The organism is Roseateles amylovorans, assembly GCF_025398155.2.
Classification (GTDB): Bacteria; Pseudomonadota; Gammaproteobacteria; order Burkholderiales; family Burkholderiaceae_C; genus Roseateles; species Roseateles amylovorans.
The window spans coordinates 1,059,472-1,084,165 of the sequence record NZ_CP104562.2; the positions used below are offsets into that span (position 1 = coordinate 1,059,472).

Annotated in this window: 18 protein-coding genes; 7 read left to right on the forward strand and 11 right to left on the reverse strand. The window is 68.1% G+C overall.

Annotated features, from left to right (window positions below):
• Window positions 1–207 precede the first annotated feature (207 nt).
• From N4261_RS04610 to N4261_RS04630, 5 genes are all read right to left on the reverse strand, one after another.
• The gene (locus N4261_RS04610; protein ID WP_261759042.1) at window positions 208–2,079 is read right to left on the reverse strand and encodes a hypothetical protein; all 1,872 of its coding nucleotides are present in this window, start codon (window positions 2,077–2,079) and stop codon (window positions 208–210) included.
• A gap of 1,652 nt (window positions 2,080–3,731) precedes the next feature.
• Window positions 3,732–5,972 (reverse strand): hypothetical protein, encoded by a 2,241-nt coding sequence (locus tag N4261_RS04615; RefSeq protein WP_261759043.1) that lies wholly within the window; start codon window positions 5,970–5,972, stop codon window positions 3,732–3,734.
• Between the two features lie 117 nt (window positions 5,973–6,089).
• Window positions 6,090–7,418 carry a TRAP transporter large permease gene (locus tag N4261_RS04620; RefSeq protein WP_261759044.1) on the reverse strand — a complete coding sequence of 443 codons (1,329 nt, stop codon included), beginning with the start codon at window positions 7,416–7,418 and terminating at the stop codon, window positions 6,090–6,092.
• Window positions 7,415–8,077: a TRAP transporter small permease gene (locus N4261_RS04625; protein ID WP_261760608.1), complete on the reverse strand. Its 663-nt coding sequence runs from the start codon at window positions 8,075–8,077 to the stop codon at window positions 7,415–7,417. Before N4261_RS04625 ends, N4261_RS04620 begins: the two co-directional genes overlap by 4 nt.
• Window positions 8,078–8,185: 108 nt before the next feature.
• The gene (locus tag N4261_RS04630; RefSeq protein ID WP_435532001.1) at window positions 8,186–9,208 is read right to left on the reverse strand and encodes a TRAP transporter substrate-binding protein; all 1,023 of its coding nucleotides are present in this window, start codon (window positions 9,206–9,208) and stop codon (window positions 8,186–8,188) included.
• Window positions 9,209–9,346: 138 nt separating this feature from the next.
• Between N4261_RS04630 and N4261_RS04635 the strand changes: the two genes are divergently transcribed.
• From N4261_RS04635 to N4261_RS04645, 3 genes are read left to right on the forward strand one after another with little or no spacing between them, the layout of a single operon-like run.
• Window positions 9,347–11,395 carry a sensor histidine kinase gene (locus N4261_RS04635; protein ID WP_261759045.1) on the forward strand — a complete coding sequence of 683 codons (2,049 nt, stop codon included), beginning with the start codon at window positions 9,347–9,349 and terminating at the stop codon, window positions 11,393–11,395.
• Window positions 11,395–12,018, forward strand: a complete 624-nt coding sequence (locus tag N4261_RS04640) for a response regulator transcription factor (protein ID WP_261759046.1) — start codon at window positions 11,395–11,397, stop codon at window positions 12,016–12,018. The genes N4261_RS04635 and N4261_RS04640 overlap by 1 nt, the downstream gene beginning before the upstream one ends.
• A complete protein-coding gene (locus N4261_RS04645; RefSeq protein ID WP_261759047.1) occupies window positions 12,015–12,185 on the forward strand; it encodes a LuxR C-terminal-related transcriptional regulator in 171 nt (56 codons plus the stop codon). Before N4261_RS04640 ends, N4261_RS04645 begins: the two co-directional genes overlap by 4 nt.
• Before the next feature lie 198 nt (window positions 12,186–12,383).
• Here N4261_RS04645 and N4261_RS04650 read toward each other — a convergent pair whose 3' ends face one another.
• Genes N4261_RS04650 through N4261_RS04660 form a run of 3 tightly spaced genes read right to left on the reverse strand, consistent with a single transcriptional unit; the run spans window position 12,384 to window position 14,834 of the window.
• Window positions 12,384–13,622: a beta-ketoacyl-[acyl-carrier-protein] synthase family protein gene (locus N4261_RS04650; RefSeq protein WP_261759048.1), complete on the reverse strand. Its 1,239-nt coding sequence runs from the start codon at window positions 13,620–13,622 to the stop codon at window positions 12,384–12,386.
• A 35-nt stretch (window positions 13,623–13,657) separates the two neighbouring features.
• The gene (locus N4261_RS04655) at window positions 13,658–13,936 is read right to left on the reverse strand and encodes an acyl carrier protein (protein WP_261759049.1); all 279 of its coding nucleotides are present in this window, start codon (window positions 13,934–13,936) and stop codon (window positions 13,658–13,660) included.
• Window positions 13,920–14,834 (reverse strand): alpha/beta hydrolase, encoded by a 915-nt coding sequence (locus N4261_RS04660; protein WP_261759050.1) that lies wholly within the window; start codon window positions 14,832–14,834, stop codon window positions 13,920–13,922. Before N4261_RS04660 ends, N4261_RS04655 begins: the two co-directional genes overlap by 17 nt.
• A gap of 197 nt (window positions 14,835–15,031) precedes the next feature.
• On the opposite strand from N4261_RS04660, the gene N4261_RS04665 reads away from it, so the two are divergent.
• Both N4261_RS04665 and N4261_RS04670 read left to right on the forward strand, forming a co-directional pair.
• Window positions 15,032–15,709, forward strand: a complete 678-nt coding sequence (locus N4261_RS04665; protein WP_261759051.1) for a response regulator — start codon at window positions 15,032–15,034, stop codon at window positions 15,707–15,709.
• A gap of 21 nt (window positions 15,710–15,730) precedes the next feature.
• A complete protein-coding gene (locus tag N4261_RS04670; protein ID WP_261759052.1) occupies window positions 15,731–17,113 on the forward strand; it encodes a sensor histidine kinase in 1,383 nt (460 codons plus the stop codon).
• Window positions 17,114–17,199: 86 nt separating this feature from the next.
• Here the strand turns inward: N4261_RS04670 and N4261_RS04675 are convergent, their stop codons facing one another.
• A complete protein-coding gene (locus tag N4261_RS04675; RefSeq protein ID WP_261759053.1) occupies window positions 17,200–18,597 on the reverse strand; it encodes a reverse transcriptase family protein in 1,398 nt (465 codons plus the stop codon).
• Between the two features lie 413 nt (window positions 18,598–19,010).
• Window positions 19,011–21,008 carry a hypothetical protein gene (locus tag N4261_RS04680; protein ID WP_261759054.1) on the reverse strand — a complete coding sequence of 666 codons (1,998 nt, stop codon included), beginning with the start codon at window positions 21,006–21,008 and terminating at the stop codon, window positions 19,011–19,013.
• Window positions 21,009–21,231: 223 nt separating this feature from the next.
• On the opposite strand from N4261_RS04680, the gene N4261_RS04685 reads away from it, so the two are divergent.
• A complete protein-coding gene (locus N4261_RS04685; protein WP_261759055.1) occupies window positions 21,232–22,245 on the forward strand; it encodes an alpha/beta fold hydrolase in 1,014 nt (337 codons plus the stop codon).
• A 138-nt stretch (window positions 22,246–22,383) separates the two neighbouring features.
• On the opposite strand, the gene N4261_RS04690 is transcribed toward N4261_RS04685, so the two are convergent.
• Entirely contained in the window at window positions 22,384–23,394 is a 1,011-nt protein-coding gene (locus tag N4261_RS04690) for a LysR family transcriptional regulator (protein WP_261759056.1), read from the reverse strand.
• A 310-nt stretch (window positions 23,395–23,704) separates the two neighbouring features.
• Here N4261_RS04690 and N4261_RS04695 point away from each other — a divergent pair, with 310 nt between their 5' ends.
• Window positions 23,705–24,553, forward strand: coding sequence for an alpha/beta hydrolase (locus tag N4261_RS04695; protein ID WP_261759057.1), 849 nt, complete (start codon window positions 23,705–23,707; stop codon window positions 24,551–24,553).
• Window positions 24,554–24,694 lie beyond the last annotated feature (141 nt).

Genomic DNA, 24,694 nt, shown 5'->3' on the forward strand with positions numbered 1-24,694 from the left:
GCGGCTGAGCGGCTGAGCGGCTGAACCGTTGAACGGCTGATCGGTTGGGCGGCTGATGGGTTGGGCGCCTGATCGATGGAACGCCCGAGCGGCTTGCCCGCTGGGCGGGCTGCGTGCCCCAAGGTATTCATCAATACCGCCCCAGCAGGCCGGGAGGGTCTCCGGGCGGTCCCGCCAGACCGGTCTCGCTGGCGGGCCCCTGGCCCCTCAAGGTTCTGACGTGGGCGGCGGTGGCGGCGCGGTCATGTTGAGTATCTCCATCGCGCGGGGTTTGACGATGCCATTGGCGAAGTATTTCTGCATGACGTCCAGGGAGAAGCGTCTTGCCTGACACCAATCGCTGAAGCCGGGATCCAGATATCGCCGCGATTGCAGGATGTCCCGAACAATACGCTGAGTGATCCGCGTCCTGAAGGCTTCATTGACCCGGTCTTCGCCCTTGACGTTCAAGGTGCCATCGAGATTGAAAAAGCGGGACAGGCCGCGAGACTGGTTCAACGATCTGAGCGCGGCGGTGAGGCTGCCACATCGCACGACCGCCTGCGGCAGGATCCGAGCCAGTTCGCGCAATGGCGCCGTATCGCTGGCATTCCTGCCGACTTGCGTCGGCCTCACGCGTTGAGGGGGGTCTTGATCGGGTTTCGGCAGGGCGTCGAGCGGCGGCAGCGCCGCGCCGGCCTGCGACAAGTGCGCAAGCGCGGCGGGCATCCAGGGCGCGTGGGCCTGTCCGGGAACCTGCAGGGCGCGGCGGATCATGGACTTGACCCGCTCGGGCGTCAGACGGATCCTCATGGCGAGCAGGGAATAGTGATGGGCCCGGCACCAATCGTCGAAGTCCGGCCGCAGATGTTGGCCAGTGAGCAGCACGTGCTGGACGACCTGGGCCGTCACCGGCGACAACTCGTGGGGATCGAGCCGGCTGAGCCCCTTCGAGTTGAGTTGGCCTTCGTCGCGAAAGTACGTCACCCACGAGGTGGGGCAACCCAAGGCAATGAGCGCGGCTTTGCACGATTGGGTGCGCATCAATTGGGGCATGCGTTGCGCCGCCTCGCGGAACTTCACCTGATCGGCGCTGCGAAACCGGGCGCCGAGGACCCGCGCGTCATGGGGCGGCGTGGCCGGTCTCGGCATGAGCGCGGCCTGCGCCGAAGGGCTGACCGGATCGCTTGAGCGGCCGGCGCGGCCGTCGGCCCCGTCGGCCCCGTCGACCCCGTCGACCCGGGCGTCGACTTGCGCTTCATCGGCGCCTGGCAGACCGATGTCCTGCGTGCCAGCGGGACCGGGCGCCTCTTGCAGCGCCGGGCTGGTCGAGAAGGGACGCCACAGCGTCAGCGAACGGGCGGATGGAGCCGGCTGGCTGCTCTCGATCCAGGCCGCCTGCAGTCGATCGCGGGCGCTCATGGGCCAGCCCTGCGGATTCATCGGTGCAGGCACGGTGGCGAGCAGAGCGCCTTGCTCGGCGCGGGTGAGCAACGCCAGCAAGGCGTCGGCCAGGGTCATGTCGTCGGCTTGATGAACGATCGTATGGCCGGATGAGCCCACGCCGATCTGACGCGCTTCACTCACGCGCCAGCCGACCTCTCCGACGCCCGTGGGCATCGGGGCGAATCGCAGTTGGCCCGAGCAATGGCGGTGCGCCGGGTCACGCAGGACCACCTTGCGCACGCCGGATGCGTCCGCGAACTCCAGGGCGAGCCCCAGTGTCGACGGCACCTGAGGCAAGGCCAGGAAGTGCCGACACACCTTTCGCACGACCTGCTCCGCCAGCGCATGCTCGGCGCGCGGGTGGGCGCGGTCCACTGGCACGGGCTGCACCGCCGGGGTGGGGCTCTCGTGGCCGTGCGGCGGATCGATCGACGTGTGGGGCAGGCGGACGGAAGCGAACATGCGCAGCGGCCTCGACAAGGATGTGGTCGCTTGGTCCGCTTCGTGCCGTCCACAGTTCAGTCCGAGGACGCAGCCGTGTGAGAGGGCGGCGGCACGGTCAACCCCAGTTCCTTCATCGTGCGGAACTTGACGACGCCGTTCGCGAAATACTTGGAGATGGCGTTCAGCGAAAGTTGCTGTTCCTGACACCAACTTTCGAAGTGAGGGTCCAGATAGCGACGCGATTGCAGGATCTCGGTCAGGATCTGGCGACTGATGCCATGCCAAGGGCTTCTCTTCAGCCGATCTTTACCCTTGGCATTCAAGTTCCCACTGCGATCGAAATAGCGGTGCATGGTCCGACCTTTGCGCAACTTTCTAAGTGCGGCGCCGACACTGCTGCACTGCAGGACCGTTTGCGGCAGCATCTTGGCCAGTTCGACAAACGACGCGTGTTCGTCCTCGCTGCCGTAGATCCTCGCCGCCCTGGCAAACCTGCGGGGAGTTTCACCGGCCTGCGGCAACGCGCCGAGCGGAGACAACGATCCGCCAGACGTCGCCAACTCCCGATGCGCAGCCGCGACCCAAGGGGCCTGGGCCTTCTCGGGAACCTGCATGGCGCGCTCGATCATGGCCCTGATCCTCGCGGGTTTGAGCTTGGAACGCATAGCGATCAAGGAGTAGTGATGGTCCAGGCACCACGCCTCGAAATCCGGACGCCGATGTCGGTTCGTGGTGAGCACGTACTGGACGACTTCATCCGTCACCGGCGTTAACGGCTTCTGAGAAAGCCGGCTGTGTCCCGCCGCGCTGAGCTGACCATTCGGAAGAAAGTACCTGCACCAGGACGGGGAGCAATTCATCGCGATGAGCGCGGTCTTGCGCGACTGGGAAAGCACCATCCGGGGCATGCACTCGACCACCCCCCGGAATTTCGCCTGGGCGGCCGCCCGAAACCGAGAAGCGAGCACCCGTGTGTCAGGAGGCGGCGTGCTCGGACTCGGCATGAGCGGGCCCTGCACCGCAGAGGTGGCCTGAGCCGACGAGGGGCCGCCGCTTGCGGGTTCGCGCTGCGGATCAAGCTCGTGCGAGCCGGCCGACCAGGCCGTCTCCTGCAACGGCGGGCTGGGGCTGAAGGGGCGCCACAACGGCCGCGAACGGGCGGCAGGCACGGGCAGGTGGCCCTCCATCCATGCGGCCAGCAGTCGATCCCGCGCGCTCATGCGCCGCCCGTTCGGCGTCAATGGTGCCGGCAGGGCAGCGATCAGATCGTCCTGCTGGGCGCGGGTGAGCAACGCCAGCAAGGCGTCGGCCAGGGTCATGTCATCGGCTTGATGGATGACCGTGTGATCGGGGGAGCCCACCCCGGTCTGACGCGCCTCGGTCACGCGCCACCCCGACTCACCGCCATCCGTGGGCGCCGGCGCGAATCGCAGATGACCCGAGCCATGGCCCACCACCGGCGCCCGCAGGACCTCCTGGCGCACATCGGCGTTCTCCACGAAATGAAGCGTCAGGCCCAGGGTCGAAGGCACCTGCGGGCTGTCGAGAAAGCGACGACACACGGTCCGAGCGAGGGACTCGGTCAAGGCCAGGTTGGCGGTTGCCTGATGGGAGACGGCCACGGGTGTGGGCAGGGCTGCCGTGGCGGGACGTTCGTGGGAGCCCGTCGGGTCGATCGGCGTGTGGAGAGCGTGGAGGGAAGCGAACATGCGCAGCGGCCTCGGAAAGGATGTAGTTGCTTCGTCCGCGTCGTGGCATCCCGAGTTCAGTCCAGAGGTGCAGCCGCTGATGGCACGTCGCTGCAGCCGATGACTGCCGCGCCATGTATTCCGCTGCGCCGACGGAGGCCACGTGAACAGGGCTTACGAGGGAGAAGGCGGAGAGGGCTTGGAAGGCGGAGAAGGCTTGGAAGGCGGAGAGGGCGGAGAAGGCGAAGCGTCTGTCCGTCGGTCATCTCCCGGACCTGGCGAACTGGATTCGGCCGGGCCCTGTGGCTGGAGGGCATCGCTGTGCAACCCCCTAAATCGGGGCGGCATACCCAGCTTTTTTCGCGCGTAGTTGGTGAGCTCTCCTGACCGAGTGAACATATGGCGCACGGCTGACATCGCGAAATCCTGTTGCACGCACCAGTCTGCAAAATCGGGCTGACGATGGCGACCGGATGAGACGATCTGCTGGAGAGCCTGCTTCGTGAGCATCCTCGACGGGCTGGTGCCGCTGCACTTGCTTTCGCCCCACACATTCAGCGTTCCGTCGAATTCGAAATAATCGCGCCAGGAGGCCGGCGCCTTCAGCATCCGCAAGGCCAGCCTGGCAGACCCATACTTCTGAGTCGTCTCTGGCATCTTGTCCGCGACATCCCTTAACCAGGCGCGCCGAGCCGACAAGAGCGGCCTGCGCTGTTTACAGAGGGAGAGGAATTTGTCGTGACGTTGAAGGGACATCCTCGATGCGGCGAGCGATGACAGCGGCTTTGAGGTGCTGGCTGCCGCTCCCACAGGTGCGCTGCGGGGTGCACCCAGGCCGCCTTCTCCTGGGCTTTCTTCTGGGCCTTCTTCTGGGCCTTTTACCGAGCCTTTTACCGAGTCTTTTCCCGGGCCCTCTCCCGAACCTTCTCCTGGTACTTCTCCTGGGCCACCAACATGGCGCACCGCCGAAGGGGTGGTCCCTGACTGCGCGAGCACCTGCCCGTTGAAGAAGTGTTGATGGATGTCCTGCATGCGAAAACCATGGTGCACACACCAGTCACTGAATTGAGGCGATCGGTAGCAGCCACTGTCCTCAATGGCCTTCACCACCGTGGGCGTGACCCGGGTGTATTGGCTCCTGGCCAGTCTCAGGAAACCTCGCGCATTCAGCTGACCTTCCTGAGTGAAATAGCTCTCGTAGAGGTGATCGACGCCCAGGAGGCGCAGTCCCGTTTCGACTGAGCCGCAGGTTCGGACGGCTTGAGGCAGCCGGTCCACCAGACTGAGGAACTCCCGGGCCGCCTGAGCTTGGGCGAGCAGGAATTTTTCGAGCACGACGGGCCAGACGGTTGTCGGACCCGCTGCGGCCGACGTCGTCCGGGTCGGGGCCGCGTCGGGCGGGTGTTGAGACCGCCAATGCACCGTGCTGCCGCTGTTGCCCGCAGGGCCGGCGAGGCTGGCCAGGGGCAGGGTGGCGAGCATCGGCGGCTGCGTGTCGGACTCCAGGGCCGTGGGCGTCCAGAACGGCTCGCTGAGTGCGCCAACAGGCAGTGTCGGCGGGTATGCCGATGGCAAAGAGCTCGGGTGAGCGTAGCGACTGTACGAACCCGGCGGCATGCCAAAGGCGTAGCGGGGAATCGGACGGAACAGCGACGGCGGCCCGGCCTGCGGGTCCAGGCCATGAAACCCCGCACTGGCCATCGCCGCGCTTGCCTGCGCCGCTTCGGCCATCACCGGGCTGGCAGGAACCGGGCTGTCAGAACGGGTGACAGGCGAGGGGAACTCGAAGGGTCGCCAGAGGGCGGTCGGTTGACCTGTCGGGCCGGCCGGTGGCGGAGTCGGCGGCCGCTCGTCCGATCGCGACACCGGGCGGCGTGGTGCGTCCTGCGGCGAGGTCGGCCCGGGGCTGTCCATCGGGTCCGGTGGCGCCTGCCGATGGTCGGGCGGCAGCGGCGTGCCGAACAGATCCAGCAGCAAGTCGGAAAGCGGTCCACCTGCGGCACCGATGGTGGTGGCGCTGGGCGCAGGCGGCCATTGATCCATCCCCAGGAGTGTCACGCGGTCGAGGCGCCACAGGGTCTCGCGGCGGTTCTGCCCCGCCGGCACGAAGCGCACCTGCGCACGGGGCGCACCGACGTGGCCGGCTTGGCGGCCCTGCGGGTCGTGGTGAGGGCGGCGCCACTGGTCGTTGAACACGAGTTCCAACCCGACTTCCGGCGTTACCTGCGTCAGTTTCCGGAAGGTCCGCGACCTTTGCAGGATGTCGTCGTGATTCAGTTGCGTCGCGGTGCCGTGAAACATGGCCTCGGTGGCCGGAGCGGCACGCTCGCCCGGGTCGGCGGAGGGCAGCTCGTCATCGGTGCTGCTGATGGTCAGATCAAACGGCGAACTCGGGGAACGGACGGAAGCGAACATGCGCGGCAGCCTCGACGGGGATGAGGCTCCTTCGTCCCCCGGCTGCGCTGCGCAGTTCAGTCCAGCTCTCATGTGAGGGTCAGGTCGTGCCTGAGACCCTCGGAGGTCGCCGCGTCGTCAGTTCACCAGCCCCAGCAGGCGAGGCAGCGCCAGCGACAGGCCCGGCCAGTAGGTCACCACCAGCAGGAAACCCAGCATGGTCAGCAGCCACGGCCAGACCGCGACCGTCAGCTCGGTGATCCCCATCTTGGTGATGCCCGAGGCCACATACAGGTTCAGGCCCACCGGCGGATGGCACAGGCCCACTTCCATGTTCACCGCCATCAGGATGCCCAGATGGACCGGATCCACGCCCAGCTTGGCGGCCACCGGGAACAGGATCGGCGCCATGATCAGCACGATGGCGGCCGGGTCCATGAAGTTGCCCGCCCCCAGCAGGATCAGATTGACCAGCAGCAGGAACACCACCAGGCCGAAGCCCTGCGCCGACATCCAGGCCGCCATGGTCTGCGGGATCTGCTCGGAGGCCATCAGGAAGCTGAACAGCACCGCATTGGTGATGATGTAGAGCAGCATCGAACTCATGGCCGCGGCCTTGAGCAGCACGCGCGGCACGTCCTTCAGGCCCATGTCCTTGTAGACGAACACCGAGATGATGAAGGCATACACCGCCGCCACGGCGGCCGCCTCGGTGGGCGTGAACTTGCCGCTGTAGATGCCGCCGATCACCACCACGATCAGCATCAGGCCCCAGAAGCTGTCGCGGAAGGCCTTGAAGCGCTCGGCCCAGGTGGCCTTGACCATGCGTGGATAGTCGTACTTCCTGGCGCGGTACCAGGTGGTCAGGCCCAGCAGCAGCGACAGGCACACGCCCGGCACCACGCCGGCCATGAACAGCTGACCCACCGAGGCGGTGCCCACCACCTCGCCGTTCGGTCCGGTGGCCGACATGCCGGCCGTGGCGATCGAGAACATCACCAGGTTGATCGACGGCGGGAACAGGATGCCCAACGCGCCGGAGGTGGTGATCACCCCCGCGCCGAACTGCTTGGGATAGCCCTGCCTGGTCATCGCCGGCAGGATGATCGAGCCGACCGCCACCACCGTGGCCACCGACGATCCGGAGATCGCCGCGAACATCGCGCAGGCCAGCACACCGGCCAGGCCCAGGCCGCCGTACCAGTGGCCGATCATGGTGGTGGCGAAGTGGATGATCCGCCGCGCCACCCCGCCATGGGTCAGGAAATTGCCCGCCAGGATGAAGAAGGGCACCGCCATGATCTCGAACTTCTCGATGCCGGTGAACAGCTTGAGCGCGACCGATTCGATCGGCACGTTCGTCATCGTGAAGAGATAGGTCAGGACCGTCAGGCCCAGCGAGATCGAGATCGGCATGCCGGTGAGCATCAGCACCACCAGCAGGGAGAAGATGATCAGGGTGTTCATGCGCGGTCTCCCTTGCGACCGTCACCGGCGGTGATGGCAGCCTCATGGGCGGTGCGGGTCGACGCCACGGCCGCCACGTCGTCCTCGATGCCTTCCACATGGCCATGGTCCGCATGCGGTGCTTCACCGGTGCGGATGAAGGTCCAGCAGACCTGCAGGAACCGGAAGCACATCAGGTAGGAGCCGAGCGGCACGCAGGAATAGGCGATCCAGGTCGGGATCTCCATGTCGGGCGAGGTCGGTCCTTCGAACAGGTCGGGGTTGTCGATGCCCAGCGCATGGGTGAAGGCATAGTGCGCGCCGTTGTCCCAGACGAAGCTCGCGCCCAGCGTGCCGATGGTGGCGGTGAACACCGCACCGGCCAGCAGGCTGAAGATCACCAGGTACTTGGCATGCTCGGGACGGAGCTTGCGCACCACCACGTCCACGCCGACATGGGTGCCGGCGCGCACGCCGTAGGCCGCGCCGAACTTGGCCATCCACACGAACATGTAGATGCACAGCTCCTGCGCCCAGCTCACGTCGATGCGGATGATCCAGTCCTGCAGCCAGGGCACGCCGGCCAGGAAGCGGTGCAGCACCGCCATCGCGATCACCAGGGTCGCGGTCCCCATGAGGAGCGCAATCAGCGTCTCCTCCAGTTTGTCCAGCCACCTCAAACTCATGGCGGTCTCCTTCAGGCGAAAAAAAATGCCGCGCCGCCGTGAGGACGGCGCGGCATGAGACGCCATCGGCGGTACGGCCGATGGCGGGAGGGTTCCGGGTGCTTACTTGGTCGGCGGGATGAAGCCGGCCGACTTGTAGGCGGCTTCGACCGTGGCCTTGCCCACGCGGCCTTCCATGTCCTTGTGGACCGGCATCAGCGCCAGCTTCCACTCGTTCACTTCCGCCGGGGTCAGGGTGTAGACGGTGGACTTGCCGCTGGCCTTGATCTTCTCCATGGCCTGCTGGTTCTCGGTCGCGGCGATGGCGTTGGCATAGGTGGTGGCGTCCTTGACGCTGCTGTCCACCACCGCCTTCAGGTCGGCGGGCAGGCCGTCATAGAACTTCTTGTTGATGATCAGCGCATAGGCCAGGTGGCCGTGGTTGCTGACCGTGGTGTGCTTCTGCACCTCGTAGGTCTTCTGGGTGTAGAAGTTGGAGGGCACGCCTTCGGTACCGTCCACCACGCCCGACTGCAGCGCCTGGTAGAGCTCGGAGAAGGCCATCACCTGCGGGATCGCGCCCAGGGCGCGCATCTGCGCGTCCAGCACCTTGGAGCTCTGGATGCGCATCTTCAGGCCCTTGAAGTCCGCCACATGGTGCAGCGGCTTGTTGGCGCTCATGAGGTGGAAGCCGTTGTCCCAGAAGGCCAGGCCCTTGATGCCCTTGGGCTCGAGTTTCTTGAACAGCTCCATGCCCAGGGTCTGGGTGGTGTTGCGGAAGGCCGCATCGTCCTTGAACAGGAAGGGCAGGTCGAAGACCTCGAACTCCTTCACGCCCAGCGGACCGAACTTGGCCAGCGACGGCGCCAGCATCTGCACCGAGCCCAGCTGCAGCGCTTCCAGCTCTTCCTTGTCCTTGTAGAGCTGGCTGTTGGGATAGACCTCGACCTTCAGCCGGCCCTTGCTGCGTTCTTCGACCAGCTCCTTGAAGCGCTGGGCGCCCTTGCCCTTGGGCGTGTCCGGCGCCACCACATGGCTGAGCTTGATCACGATGGGCGACTGCGCGAAGGCGGTACCGCCGACAGACAAACCGGTCAGCGCAAGCGCGGCGGACAACAACAGACGGCGGGGCAGGATGGCGGCCAAGGGAGTCTCCTCATACTTTTCGGGATGGGCGGATTGTCAAAATCCACCCGCGCGCCGCCCAGTTGTGGACTTCCACATTGGGGGAAAACGAAACCCCGCCCACCCGTTGTGCGAGGGGCAGGACACTAGACTGGCGCCATGCCGTCGTTGTCGCCCTCCCGCCCGCCGGGCCTGCCCCCTGTCGATCACCTGCGCCGCGCCACCTGGGCCTTGCCGCTGGTGCTGGCGCTGGCCTTCGCCGCCTCGGTGGCGGCGTGGCTGCGCCACAGCGACGCCCGCGACCTGGAAGACGAGCGGCTGACCCTCATCGCCGATTCGCTGACGCTGGAAGCGCGGCTGTCCGACTGGCTGAATGCGGAGCATGCGGCCGTGGACCGCCTGGCCCAGCAACTGCCCGCGCGGGTGGACGACAACACCCTGCTGAGTCATCCCGCGGTGGCCGAGGGCCTGCGTCGCCTGTGGGTCAGTGTGACGGTGCTGGATGCCAACAACCGCGTCCTCGCCCATGTGCCGCAGCAGGCGCCGCAGACGGTCGCCCCGCCGCGCGAGCGCACCGGCGTGAGCCTGGACGAGGGCGGCGTGACCGCCCACTGGAGCACCGCGCGGCCCATGGGGGGACGCATGGTGGTGAGGTTCGCGCCCTCCGCGCTGCTGCGCCAGACGCTGCCTTGGTGGCTGGCGCAGAAGTACGACGTTCGATTGGTCGATGCCCTGGGCCAGCGGCTGGCCCAGACCGGCGATGCGCAGCCGCGCGAGGGCACGCAGAGCTATCGGCTGAGTGTCGACCCCGCCATGCGTGAAACCTGGCTCGAACTCAATACCCGCGACCGCCACATCCCGTGGTGGCACACCTTGGCGGCGACGCTGATGGCGGTCTTCATCCTGCTGTCTGCGCTGGCCAGCGGCATGCTGCGGCGGCAGATGCGCGAGGTGCGTCGGGCCGAAGGCGAAGCCCGCACCGAGGCCGCCTGGCGCCGGGCGGTGGAGGATTCGCTCAGCGTGGGCCTGCGCGGCCGCGACCTCGAAGGCCGCCTCACCCACCTCAACCGGGCCTTCTGCGACCTGGTGGGCTTCAGTCCGGACGAACTGATCGGCCGGCTGCCGCCGATGCCGTACTGGCTGCCCGACGAGATGGACGACAACCTGCGACGCCACCAGCGCAACATGGCCGGCGGCGCACCGCGCGACGGCTATGAAGCACGCTGGCTGCATCGTGACGGCCATGTGCTGGACGTGATGATCCTCGAAGCGCCGCTGGTGGATGCCAGCGGGCGGCAGATCGGCTGGATGGGCTCCATCGTCGACATCAGCGCCCGCAAGCAGGCCGAGGAGCGCGAGCGCCGCCAGACCGAGGCGCTGGCGCATCAGGCCCGATTGAGCACCCTGGGTGAGGTGGCCTCGGCGCTGGCGCATCAGCTCAACCAGCCGCTGGCGGCCATCGCCGGCTACAACGCGGGGGCGATCCGCTCGCTGGAGCGGTCCGGACAGACCGAGGACATCGTCATGGAGGCGCTGCGCCGCCTGGGCGAGCAGGCGGCCGAGGCCGGCCGGATCGTGCAACGCATCCGCGCCTTCCTGACCCGACGCGCGCCGCAACCCGAGCGTTGCGCGGTGCCGGACATCGTGGGTCGGGCGCTGTCGCTGCTCAAGCGCGACCTGCGCGGGGTGCGCGTCGAGCTGGCCCTGCCCGGCGACCTGCCGGAGGTACTGGCCGATGCGGTGCTGATCGAGCAGGTGATGATCAACCTGATCCGCAACGCCGTGGATGAATGGCAGGGCCGGTCGCTGCCGCCGACCGTGGCATCCGCATCCGCATCTGCACCTACCCCGACATCGACGGCAGCCTCGATCCCCTTCCCGTCGCTGCCCGCGTCACCGCAGTTGCGCATTGGTGCGGCGCGCGTCGGCGAGCGTTTCGTGCGGGTGGATGTGGACGACAACGGTCCCGGCCTGCAGGGCCGGGGCATCGATCAACTGACCACCGCGTTCTATTCGACCAAGCCGGACGGCATGGGCATGGGGCTGGCGATCTGCCGCTCCGTCATCGAGGCGCATCACGGCGGCATGGAAGCCGGCAGCGGACAGCTCGGCGGCGCACGCCTGAGTTTCACCCTGCCCCTTGCGCCGACACCGATGCCGACGCCGACGCCGACCGGGCGCGGCCCCACCCACAAGGAGTCTCCCTGATGAGCGATCCGCAGGCCACGGTGCATCTCGTGGACGACGAAGCGGCCGTGCGTGATGCGCTGGCCTTCCTGATGCGCACCCACGGGCTGCGGGTCGAGACCCATGCCAGCGGCCCCGAGCTGCTGGCTGCGCTGGAGGCCGCGCATGAGCCGCATGGCTGCATCGTGCTGGATGTGCGGATGGAGCCGCTGTCGGGCTTGCAGGTGCAAGACGAGCTGATTGCGCGCGGCTTTCCGCTGCCGGTGATCTTCCTCAGCGGTCATGGCGACATCCCGATGGCGGTGGATGCGATGCAGAAGGGCGCGATCGACTTCGTCGAGAAGCCGTTCAACGATCAGGCGCTGGTGAACAAGGTGCAGCGCGCGCTGGCGCTGGATGTGCATCGACAGCGCGAAGCCCGCGCCCAGGCCGATGCCGCCGGTCGGCTGGCCAGCCTCACCGACCGTGAGCGCGAGGTGGCGCTGCTGGTGGCCTCCGGCAAGCTGAACAAGCAGGTGGCCGACGAACTGGGCATCGCGATCCGCACGGTGGAGGTCCATCGTGCGCGGGCCTTCACCAAGCTGGGTCTGCGATCGGCAGCGGAATTGGCGACCTTGCTGGAGCGTTTTGAACTCAAGCGGTGAGCAAGGAGCTGGTGGCCTCCGGCAAGCTGAACAAGCAGGTGGCCGACGAACTGGGCATCGCGATCCGCACGGTGGAGGTCCATCGTGCGCGGGCCTTCACCAAGCTGGGTCTGCGATCGGCGGCGGAATTGGCGACCTTGCTGGAGCGTTTCGAACTCAAGCGGTGAGCGTGGCGCGGGCCCTGGCGGCGGGCCCCGTCAGCCGACGGTGAGTCCCCCGCGGGCGACGCCTCGTGAGGACCTCCTGACGACCGCGTGAGGACCATGCGAGCGTCGTTCGAGGACCGTTGAGGCGATGGCGAGACTGCGCGAGCGCCGTTGAGCGCTCGTTGGACGCTCGTTGATGGCATGGGGCGTCCGCGCCGTTCAGTGCGCCGATGGTCCCTTCACCACCAGCGACACATTGCTGCCGCCGAATGCAAACGAGTTGCTGACGATGGCCCGGGTGGTGTCGAACCGGCGTGGCTCGTCGCGGATCAGGTCCACCACCGCCGCCAGTTGGCTTTCGCGCACATGGGCGCTGGGCGGCAGCAAGCCGCGTCGCAGCGCCTGCACACACGCGACGAGTTCCAGCGCACCGCCGGCACCGATCAGATGACCGTGCAGCGCCTTGGTGGCGCTCACCGGCACGCCGCGGGCACCGAACACGCGGGCCAGGCTCTCGGCCTCGACCGCGTCGCCGACATCGGTCGCCGTGCCATGCGCATTCACATAGGCGATGTCTTCGGGCGACAGTCCCGCATCGCTCAGCGCGGCCCGCAGCGCACGTTCCTGGCCATCGGCATCGGGACGAGACAGGTGCACCGCATCGACGCTATGCCCGTAACCGGCCAGCACGGCAAGCGCCGAGGCGCCGCGTGCGCGGGCGTGCGAGGCCGTCTCCAGCACCAGCGCGGCCGCGCCCTCGCCGAGGACCAGCCCGCGACGTCCGTTGTCGAAGGGTCGGCAGCTCTGGGCGGGTTGGTCCGCATCCGGCGGCGCCATCACGCCCATCGCCTGCCAGGCCATGACCGAGCCGTGGTTGAGCATCGATTCGGAGCCGCCGACCAGCATCAGGTCCGCACGGCCCTGGCGCATCATCAGCAGGGCTTCGCCGATCGCCTGGGCCGACGAGGCGCAGGCATTCGAGATCGACAGCATCGCCCCCCGCAGCGCGTACGTCATCGCCAGATGGGAGGCGGCCGAGTTGCTCATCACCCGCACCACCGTGTACGGATGCACCCGCGGCGTCTCCTTGGTCAGTGCCTCGGTGTAGGACTGCTGCAGCGAGTTCGAGCCGCCCAGTCCGGTGCCCCAGGCCACGGCCGCACGCGTCGGGTCGCCGGACTGCGCCGGCAGCCCGGCCTGGGCCCAGGCCTGCGCCGAGGCGCGCAACGCCATCAGGCTGTGCCGGTCGTAGAGATTGCGCTGGGCCGGCGGCATCTCCTGACCCAGCGGGGTGTCGATCACCGCCGCTGCGAAGGGCGCAAGCCCCCGGGCCGGATCGCCCGGTTGCAGTGACACGCCGGAGTGTCCCGTCTCCAAGGCCTGCGCGAGCGCATCGGCGTCCGGGCCGAGGGCACTGAAGGCGCCGATGCCAGTGATCCATATCTGCTCTGCGCTCATGCGGCGTTCCGTGTCAGAAGAGTGGGGGGAGGCGATCAGGCGGCGACGACCTTGGGCGTGCCCGAGGTGTCCGCCGGGGCTGCGGCGACCAGACGCTCCACCAGCGCGGCCAGGCCGGTCAGCGTGGGGGTCTTCATCGCCTCGTCGTGGTCGATCTGGATGTGGAAATGGTCTTCCACCGCGAACATGAAGTCCACCAGCATCAGCGAGTCCAGACCCAGCTCGGCGAAGGTGACGGTGCTGTCCAGGTCGTTCTCGGTCAGGCCGAGTTCACGGCAAGCCAACTGGCGCAGTGGTTCAAGCATGTTGCTCATGGGGAAGGTCCTCGCGAAGGGAAGTGGGAAAGAGCGCCGCCACCGGTGACACGGCAGCCACCGGCAGGCGGCTGCGCAGGAAATCGCGCGCGGTCTGGGTGACCGCGCTGCGTTCGTTGTCCAGCGTCAGCATGTGATAGCTGTGATGGAACCAATGGACTTCGGGCGTGCTGCCCAGCCGCTGCTGCAGCTCCAGCACCGAGCGCGGACCGCTGACATCGTCCTCGCTGGCATGCAGCACCAGGGTCGGTGCGGTGATCGAGGGCAGCCCGGCGCGCACCGTGCGGATCATTCGGGAGGCCTGGTAGAGCGAGGCGGCGGAGAGCTGGTCGGCCCCGGCCGCCGACACATGCTCCGACACCATCGCCTGGGCCACCCAGGCGCGCAGCCGTTCGTTCTTGATGCCGTAGGGCGGGCGCTCGCGAAAGCTCAGCCATTGCCGCAGCGGCCGCACATAGGCCAGCGGCAGCAGGCGGCGCCAGGGGGAGACGTTCCAGCCGTCGAAATGCAGCGAGGTGGACAGCAGCATCAGCGCCGCCGCCGGGCGCTTCATCGCCAGGGCCAGGGCCAGCACCGAGCCCATTGACAGGCCGCCGATCGCCACCAGCTCATGGCGGGCGGCGAGCACATCGAAATGCGCGGTGGCCAAGGCCACCCAATCCTCGAAACGGGCGACAGGGGCTCGTCGGCCGCCGCGTTCCACGGCCACGCCGTAACCGGGCAGGGCGGGCGCCTCGACCAGATAACCCGCCTCCCGCAGCGTGCGGGCCAGCGGCATCAGTTCGAGCGGGTTCGCACACAGTCCGTGCAGCAGCAGGACCGCGGGACGCGGGTCCCGCGCCGTGTCGGGGGGCGTGGCGCGCGCCGTGTGCATCGGCATCGCGAGCGGCATCGGCATCGGCATCGCTGCGACCGGCGGAGGGGCCGGCGGGCACATCGAAGGAGACTCAGGATCAACCATGTCCGCCAGTCTGATCAAGGTCGCTGTTGCGTACATGTCGCCAAGCTTGCGCAAACCTGTCGGCGCTGTTGCCTTCAGGTTTCCGCAAGCTTGGTGGATGACCGCCGCAAGGCTCTCGCCTTATGCTCTGCGGCATGCGCATCCTGTTGGTCGAAGACGATGAATTCCTGGCCGAGTCCACGGCCCGGGCGCTGCGTTCGCAGTCCTGGGTGGTGGATGTCAGCGCGCGCGGCGAGCCGGTGCCGCTGTCGCTGCGGGAGGATCGCTACGACCTGCTGATTCTGGACATCGGCCTGACCGGCATCGACGGCTTTGAAACCCTGCGCCGGGTGCGTGGCCAGGGCAGCCCGGTGCCGGTGCTGCTGCTCACCGCGCGGGATGCGGTCGAAGACCGGGTGCGCGGCCTGGAAGGCGGCGCTGACGACTACCTCGTCAAACCGTTCGCCCTGAGCGAGCTCATCGCCCGGGCCCGGGCCCTGGTGCGTCGCAGTCAGGCCCGCTCCGGCAACGAGCTGGCGCTGGCGGCCCTGCGCATGGACCTGGAGGCCCGCCGCGCCTATGTGGGCGAGGAGCCGCTGGCTCTGTCCGCCCGGGAGTGGGAAGTGCTGGGCTTCCTGCTGGCGCGTGCCGGCAAGGTGGTGGCGAAGGAGCAGATCGCCTCGGCCAGCAATGGCTGGGAGCAGGGCGTGAGCGACAACGCCATCGAGGTCTGCGTGTCACGGCTGCGTGCCAAGATCGAGCCGGCCGGGCTGCAACTGCGCACCGTGCGCGGGCTGGGCTACTTGCTGGAAGAAGCGCCCGCCAAGCGCTGAGGCCCCCGAATCTCCGAACCCATGGCGCCGAACCTTCATGCGACGCTGAGCCTCAAGCAGCGCCTGCTGCTGTGGTTGATGCTGCCGGTCCTGGTGGCGGTGCCGGTCGCCGGCCTGGTGCTCTACCGGGTGATGCATGAGACGGCGATCTCCTGGCTGGACCAGTCGCTGGGCGACACCGCGCTGGCGGTGGCCAGCCTGATCCGGGAGCGTGACGGGCAGCTGTCGGTGGAAGTCTCCGCGCCGACCGACCGCGCCCTGCGCTTCGACCGGCAGGACCTCGTCTACTACCTGGTGCTCGATCCGGACGGCAACCGCCTGTATGGTGACGCACAGCTGCGCGCGCTGACGGTGCCGCACCGCAACGGCGGCGAGTGGTACTTCACCCTGGCCACGCTCAATGGCGAGGCGTTGCGGGTCGCGGCGCTGGGGTCGGCCTGTCGCTTCGCCCAGTCCTGCCAGGTGATCGTGGCCGAGACCCTGCACAAGCGCGACGCTCTGCAGCGCCAGTTGATCGTGGTGGTGGGGGTGATCATCGGCGGCATGGCGGTGTTGCTGGCGGCGGCCGGCTGGTGGGCCACCCATCGCGGCCTGCGCCCGCTGGCGCGCCTGAGCGCGGAGCTCGAGCAGCGCGACCTGGCCCGACTCGAGCCCCTGGCGGCCGAGGTGCCCGGCGAGCTGCGACCGTTGATTGCCGCCTTCAATCGCCTGTTTGAACGGCTGCGACGCGCGGCCTCGGCCCAGCAGGACTTCCTGGCCAATGCCGCGCACCAGCTGCGCACCCCGCTGACCTCGCTGCGCACCGAGATCGACCTGGCCCTGCTGGAGCCGCACCACCCGCAGATGGAGCCGCTGCTCAAGCGGTTGCAGCGCTCGGTGGACCGCAGCGCCCGGCTGGCGACGCAGATGCTCTCGATCGCCCGAGCGGAGGCCGAGCCCTCCGGCCGCGCGCAACCGCTGGACCTGCGCGACATCGCCGCCCAGGTCGCCGAGGACTGGGTGCCGCGGGCCCTGGCGTCCGGGGTGGACCTCGGCTTCGAGCTGGAGGATGCGCCGGTGCTGGGTCAGGGCTTCCTGCTGCGCGAGCTGCTGGAGAACCTGCTGCACAACAGCTTGAACTATGCCGGTGGCGGCGCCCGCATCACGGTGCGGACCGCCTGCCAGGGCGACGGGGCGATGCTGGAGGTCGAAGACAACGGACCCGGCATCGCGCCCGAAGACCGGGCGCGCGCCTTGCAGCGCTTCCAGCGCGGCAGTGAATCCATCGGCACCGGGAGCGGCCTGGGCCTGGCGATCGCGCTGGACATCGCCCAGCGGCACGGCGGCCGCCTGGAGCTGCTCGATGCCGCTGGCGGCCAGGGCCTGCGGGTGCGACTGAGCATGCCGGTGCGCGCAGGCGCCTGAAGCCCGGGGCTAGCCGACGCCCACGCCGATGCCGATGCCGATGCACATCCCCACGACCACGCCGATGCGGCTGGCGATCGCGATGCCTAGTCCGATGGCGTCTTGAAGCGGATGTCGTCGAACATCCGTCGCAGCTTGGTCGCCCGTGACGGCACCACGAACTGCGTCGCCCAGGCCAGCCGCCCCAGCAAGGGTGCGCGCAGACCCGGATCGACCGGACCCTGCGCGGCCAGCCGGTGGAGCTCCGCGCGCAGTCGGTCGTAATCCTCGCGCGGCAGGTTGGGTCGGGTGTTGACCACCACCCCGGTCACCCGTTGTCGGCCGGCCGCCGGCATCCGCCGGGTCTTGTCATGCCGCAGGCGGAAGCCTTCGTCCTCGATGATCCCTTGCACCCAGGCCTGCAGCGTCCGCAGGTCTCGGCCCAGCCGTTCCGGCCCGGAGAACACCAGGTCGTCCGCATAACGCGAGTAGCGCGCACCGAAGCGATGCGCCAGCCCATCCAGCCGCAGGTCCAGTCCGAAGGCACAGAGGTTGGCCAGTGCGGGCGAGGTCGGCGCGCCCTGCGGCAGGTGGGGCGAGGCGAGTCGCCGCACGCCGAGAAACCCCATCGGTCCCATCGGTCCGTCTGCTGCCAGCCGTTCCCGCACCGTGGCCGGCGTGCGGGTGGTGCAGAGCGCGGCCAGGCGGCCCGCGACGGCTTCCGCGTAGCCCAGGGTGCGGAACAGCGCCTCGATGCGGGCGCGTCCGATTGACGGAAAGAAGTCCTGCAGGTCGAAGCTGACGACGAACGCTGCCCCGGCGTGGCCGGCTGCGTGGGTGGCCACATTGCGGCCAGGCACAAAGCCATGGGCGGCTTCGTGGACCGGCACCTGCGCCAGCAATCCGGTCAGCACACGCCGCTGCACCGCCTTCAGGCGCGGCAGCGGCGCTTCGATGAGGCGCAGACCGCCGCGTCGTTTGGTCAGCAGCAAGGTTTGGTAGTGGCGCGCTGCCGTCACCTGCGGCCGTTGCGGGGTGGCGGTGGCCTCTCGATAGCGGTGCGCGTCGCCGGCCAACCAGTCCAGTTCATCGAGGGTCAGGTCGAGCCACTCGGCCACGCTGGACTCGGTCGGCAAGGCGGGGAGGGTGAGGCCCTCCAGGGCGAACGGCAGCGGCAGTTGCCGGGTCGGGCGCAGCAGCAGGCGCCGCACCCGCCAACGGTCGTAGGTGCTGGCGTCCTGTCTCTCGTCGAAGGGCGCCATGGTCTGCAGCCGGTCTGCCAGGGTCCGCACCGTCTGGGCCCGCCACATCGGTTCGGGCCAGGCCGCGAGTGCCCGACACAGGGGCAGCAACCAGGGGCGGGCGCCGTCGTCCAGACACTGCATGGCGCGGGCCAGCAGCGCGTCGACGCTGCGGCCGTGGGTCAGGTGGTCGTCGGCCTGCAAGGCGCGCGCCAATGCCAGGGCGATCCAGCGGGGGTAGGTCAGCGGGGCGTGCCGGGTCATGGATCGATGCGTCGTGCCACGGAGGTCAGGGTGACCCCCACCATGGCCAACCGGCGGGTCTGGCATGTTCTGTGGCGCGCGGCAGCGCGCGGCGGAACCTGCGCCGTCTGGTCAGGTCATGGGCATGCCGCGGGGATACCCCGCAGCCCGGAAGCGTGAACACTTCCGACAGTGCTTGGCCATGTGGAGGTCGCGCGGATTATGCGTGGGCTGCCGGGCAGGTGCGGCGGACTCGCGGCGTGACCGCCCCATTGCATGTCGCCGCCTGCTCAGTCAGCGCGGCGCCAGCCGCAGCGGTGTCATGTCGAGCGGCTGGGCGGTGTGGCCGGGCTGGCGTCCGGCACCTTGCGTCGCAGCGCGAGCGGCGGCTCACCCCTGGGCATGGATGCCGATGTCGCGGCGGGGCGGTCCACTCAGCGGTGGGCGGCTGCGGAGGGTCCTGCTGTCGGTTCTGCAGACAGCCCCGCCGATGATCCGGTCGAAGAAGTCGAAGAAGTCGAAGAAGTCGAAGAAGTCGCCGACGTCTGCGCACGCCCCTCGGCCCCTGCCATGTCGAGAGACAGGTCGACCGCCTCTCGCAGCCGCTTGGAAGGTCTACTGTAGTTCTGGACCACGTTGGGCAGGCTTTCGAATTGCGGATACATCTGCCGCGGGAGGCCCTCGATGGCGCGGCCCACGGCGTTCAGGGACCCGTAGTGCGCCACCAGGGCAGGCATCTTGGCCATCAGTTGTGCTTTCACGCGGGGATGGAAGCGCGTCGCCACAGGGAGCTGGTGGCCTTCCTGGCGCTGCATGTGGGCCCGGTTGCCGAACACCCGATGCAGCGCATCGGGACGCGAGCGGCCGACGCCGGGCAGCAACTTCACCTCGTTCAGCGCGGTCCGCAGTTCAGGGCTGCTCTCCAGCACCGTCAGCAGTTGGCCCCGCACGGCGGCGGAGCTTTGCTGGGGCGTCAGGGCATTGCCCCGGGGCAGGTGCATTCGCAGCATCCAGCCCAAGACATCAAAAAAACCATGGGCCGGCTCATGGCCGGAGGCTTGGCACCGCAGGTTCCACCGGTGGGACCGCTCGAGTCGCGTCGCGTCGGCCGCTCCATACTCAGGCGGATCCTTCGGCGTGATGGCCGGCCCAAAGTCGGTCAAGAGGCCGCCCGAGTAAATCCGATGGTCGCGACTGGCATCGCGGGAGGCCACGTACCAGGCATCCCGATCCCGTCCGCGATGCAGCACGGTGTACTGAGGATCGGCCGTGAGATCGCTGAGCCAGACCAGGCCTCGCTCTCTCGGGTAGAACGGGAGTTTCAGCAGGGCCTTCATCAGCACCGGCACCAGGAAGTGTTCGGTCTCGGCGGTGCACCAGTAAGACGGCTGCGAGAGGGCTTGCAGGCAGTCTCGACCCGACACGAAAGGCGAGGGCAGCAAGGCCAGGCGGGAGGCGTCCCGCGCGCGGACCGTGGCGGGCGACAGATCGCCCCCGGGCCGCGCCGGCTGATCAGGTGGGCGCATGCCCGCGGTGCCGCCGACGCCGTGCGTGGAAGGGCAGGTCGCACCCACCTGCGCGCGCGCACAAGATGGTTTCAGCGCGTTCGGGAAGTGTCGGGCGATCTGACCATTTCTCGCGTCAATGGCCTCCGAGAACACAGGCAGCGCGCCGTAGAGGTTCACCAGAGCCGGCAGCCGCGGCTCCAGGAACGCCTTCGCTTCGGCCGAAAAACGCGAGCGGTTCAACCCCATTTGGCCATGTCGCTCGGAGGCCGCCACTTCGTCGATGGCCAACCTGCACCCGTCGCCCACGCCGGGCAGCAGTCTCACGCCTTCCAGCTCGACCAGCAGGTCCGCCGACCTCGCCAGAATGTCCAGCACGTCGCGTTGAACCGCCAGCGCACGCTGCAACGGCGTCATCTGAAGACCGTTCGGCAGATGGTCCCCCAGCATCCAGCCCAGCACATGGAAAAATCCCTGCGGTGGTGCCTTGCACGAGGACTCGCATCGCATGCACTGCCGGATGGCCTCCGAATCCGCCACATCGAGCGACGGATGGCGTGCCGGCGCAAAGTCCACCAACAGGCCGCCCGAGTACTGCCGCAGGCGCCCGCCCGCCACCTGCGACGCGATGTACCAGGCGTCGCGGTCCGGTCCGTGATGCATCACGGTGAAGCCATCAGTCAGCGCCGAGTCTTCCAGCCAGACCAGGCCGCGCCGCTGCGGATACCACGGCAGCCGTGCCAGGGCGCGCATCAAGGCCGGCACCAGCAGATGCTCGCTCTCTGCGGTGCACCAGCAGGCCGATCGAGCCAGCCACGCGATCCGGTGGTTGGGGGGCAGGAACAGCGACTCGTCCGGCGCGTCCTCCTGCGCGTTGGTGATGTCGAGCCGCGGCGAAGCATGGGCATGGGCGGTGGGAGCAAACATCCGGATCTCTCCTGCGAACGGTCAGCCCCGTGGGTGCGAGGGTGTGCGTCGCGGGTTCCGGCTGCGGACTCACCAGACACCCACGGCGCCGACCGCATCGACGCGCGCTGGGGCGCCAGTCGGCGGATCTGCCAGGCATTCGAGTGATCAAGTCGATCGATTCGGGTCAGTGACCGGACAGGCCTCGCTCCCTACGCTCTCACGCTTTCTGCAAGGAGTGTCTATGTCCTGGAAGTCGAGCACCGCGGTGATCGCAGCCGCTGTGGGGTGTGCCGGTCTGCTGCAGGCTTGCGGTGGTGGTGGCGGAGGAGGGAGTGTCCGGCTGGCGCCGGAGTTGATCGAGATCGTGAATCCGTCCGACGTGCCGCCCTATCAGGGGCCTGTCACCGAGCTGCCGCCGGATGTGACCCGGCTGTATGCCCTCAGCGGCAATGCGTCGTCGAGCACGGTGGTGTTGTTCCTGCAAGGTGGTCCGGTGGACTTTCTGGTGCCCGAAGAGGGCCTTGATGACCTGCACCCGGTCCTCACCGAGCACACGCTGGTGCGGGTGCATCAGGCCAACACCCTCAATCCGTCGATCGTCGCCAATCCGGACCTGTCGTATGCGCGCGCGATCCGCGAGAACGAGGTGTCGGTGGAGATCCTGAACCGGGTCATCCGACACTTCGCCGCCCAGGGTCGGCGTGTGCAGGTGGTGTCCCATTCCTTCGGCTCGTTCCTGGTCCTGCGTGCATGGGCCCGACATCCCGCTCTGGCGACGTTGGTCGACCGCTTCCTGGTGCTGAACGGCCGGCTCGATATGCCGGACGTGGTGTGGCAGGGCATGCGCCGTGGCGAGCAATGGGGCTTTCCGGATGGCGGCGAGCCCGCGCTGGCGGCGAACCAGCCGACCCGGGAGACCCGCGAAGGCGATGACAACCGCGCGCCCGGCGACCCACCGCAGACCCAGACCTTCAGCCTGTCTCAGCTCAAGCTGGAGGCGGACATCGGCCGGTTGCCGCTGACCCGTGAACTGGCGGGCCGGAGCTTGAATCGACTCATCATGGTGGAATCCACGGCGGACCGTGCCGTCGGACGCTTGTCCGAGGACGAGCGGCGTTTTCTCGCGGCCCAGGGGGCCACGCGCTACTGCATCGCCGGGGGCACCCACGACAGCGCCTTCGAGGCGCCCTATGCGCAGGAACTTGCCGCCCTGCTGGACGGCACCTCGACCCGCACCCGCGACTGCGCGGGCTGACAGCGCCCCGGCGCATGGGCTTCACGGCACGGGTGTGAGCCGCCCCGACTGGCACGTTGGTGCCACGCACCTGGCAGGCACCTTGTCGGCACCTCGTCGGCAGTTTGCAGGCCGAGGTCGCAGCCAGCAGGGGCAGTCTCAGGCCGCGCTCAGCACCGCCTGCTTCGCGCCGTTGGCCGCTGCCGGCGACGTCCGGGCCTCGGTGCCGGATTTCGCATCGCAGGTGGCGATCAACTGCTTCTGCCATTGGGTGTGGCGGTCGAACAGCTCGGCGACCCAATCGACGAACACCCGCAGCTTGGTACTCAGGTGCCGGTTGGGCGGATACACCACATACAGCGGCAGCGGGTCCGACTCCCAGTCGCAGAGGAAGGGCACCAGCTCGCCGGCGTCCACATGCGGCTTGATCATGAAGTAGGGCGCCTGGATGACGCCCAGGCCGGTGAGCCCGGCGGTCATGTAGGCATTGCCGTCGTTGACCGACACCTGATAGCGGCCGTAGATCTCATAACGCTGGCCGTTCTTGCTGTAGTCGAACGGAAAGCGCTTGCCGGTGCGCGCCGAGAAATAGCTGACGACGAAATGCTGGTCCGATTCCAGCTCCAGCGGATGCTGCGGCAGGCCGTGGCGGCGGATGTAGTCCGGCGAGGCGCAGCAGCCGTAGCCCCAGTCGCCGATGCGGCGCGCCACCAGCGATTGGTCGGTGATCTCGCCGCCGCGCACCACGCAGTCGATGTTGTCGCCGATGAGGTCGACCGGCCGGTCCGAGACGCCCAGGTCGATCTGAATGTCCGGATGCTTTGCATAAAACTCCGGAAGTGCGGGAATGATCAGCATCCGCGCCACCGACGAGGCCACATCCACCCGGATGCGTCCGCGCGGTGCCGCCCGCGCATGGGAGACGGTGCCTTCCAGCTCTTCGATGTCCGACAGCAGCCGGGTGACCCGCTCATAGTAGGCGGCGCCGTCCGGCGTCACGCTCACGCGCCGGGTGGTGCGGTTCAACAGCTTGACCTTCAGATGCTCTTCCAGCGACTGGATGAGCCGTGTCACCGCGGTCTTGGGCAGGTCCATCGACTCCGCCGCCTTGGTGAAGGTTCCCGCCTCCACGACGCGCGCGAAGGCCTGCATTGCATTGAGCTTGTCCATGTGATCGACCTCTTCCGACCTTTGTGGACCGCGTTCGCACCGTCCGCACCTGTCTGCGGTCGTCCTTGCGGGCTGCGGCCCTCGTTCTCATCCTCGTCCTGAGCGTTGGCGGCCATGGCGGCCATCGCAGCGCTCTTGTCATGACCCTCCGCGCGTGCGCGAGGTCGCCATCCTGCCCGAGTCATTGTTTCGCCGGCGAAATATTGATTCGCGTCGGCGCCTGTTTATCGAACGGCGGGCAATCCGTAAATTTCGCTGCATTGCAACATGTTCGCCTGCCCCTTGTCTGTGCAGGCCTTTGCGTTTTCCCATGGATGCCTTGCCGCTTACCTCCTGCCAAGACGACCTCCTGCCCGCCGGCGACGGCGTGCTGCCGGTGCGCGTCTACAAGGGAGCGACCCGCCGCAAGGATGCGCCCCTGGTGATGCATCTGCATGGTGGCGCCTTCACCAGCGGCGACCTGGACAGCGGCGAACTGGTCTCGCGCCTGTTGGCCGAAGCCGGTGCGGTGGTGGTGGATGTGGATTACCCCATCGGGCTGGACCGCATGTTCCCCGCCGCGCTCAAGACGTTGGATGCCCTGCTGCATGGGCTGTACAAGGCGCGCAGTCGCCTGTCGGGCAAGGCCAGCCCGGTGCTGGTCGCCGGTGAGGAGGCCGGCGGCAATCTGGCCGCCGCCCTGGCCCTGATGGCGCGCGATCAAGGCCATCGCCGCCTGGCCGGCCAGATCCTGATCGGTCCGATGCTCAATCCCTGCCTGGCCACCGCCTCGCTGCGTCAGGCCGAGGCCGGCGACGGCCAATGCCGATGGACCCTGGGCTGGCGCGCCTACCTGGGCCAGTTGGAGGAGGGCGACCATCCGTATGCGGCGCCCGCCTGCACCAGCCGTCTGGCCGGCCTGGCGCCGGCGCTGATCGTCAGCGCCGAAGACGATCCCATGCGCGACGAATCCCTGGCGTATGCCCGGGCGATGAAACGCGCCGGCGTCGAGGTGCGACAGGAACTGATCGAGGGTCCCAGCGGTTGGCCCCACAGCCTGATGCGCCTGCCCGCGCTGCCGGGACTGCAAGCCCCGTGGGCCCGCGCACTGCGACAGCGATTGAGCGATTTCCTGGCGCGCTTCCCACCCACCGGTCCCTTGCGGCCCCAGCCCGCCTGACCCGACGACTGCTGATCGCCGGATCCCTGATCCGGCTCCGAATTCCCCGCTCCCCAGGATCTCCGCGATCCCGGAGAGGTCCTGATGCTGCTGAATTCTTTGATTCCTCTGATCCCTCTGATTCCTCTGATTCCTGAGCCC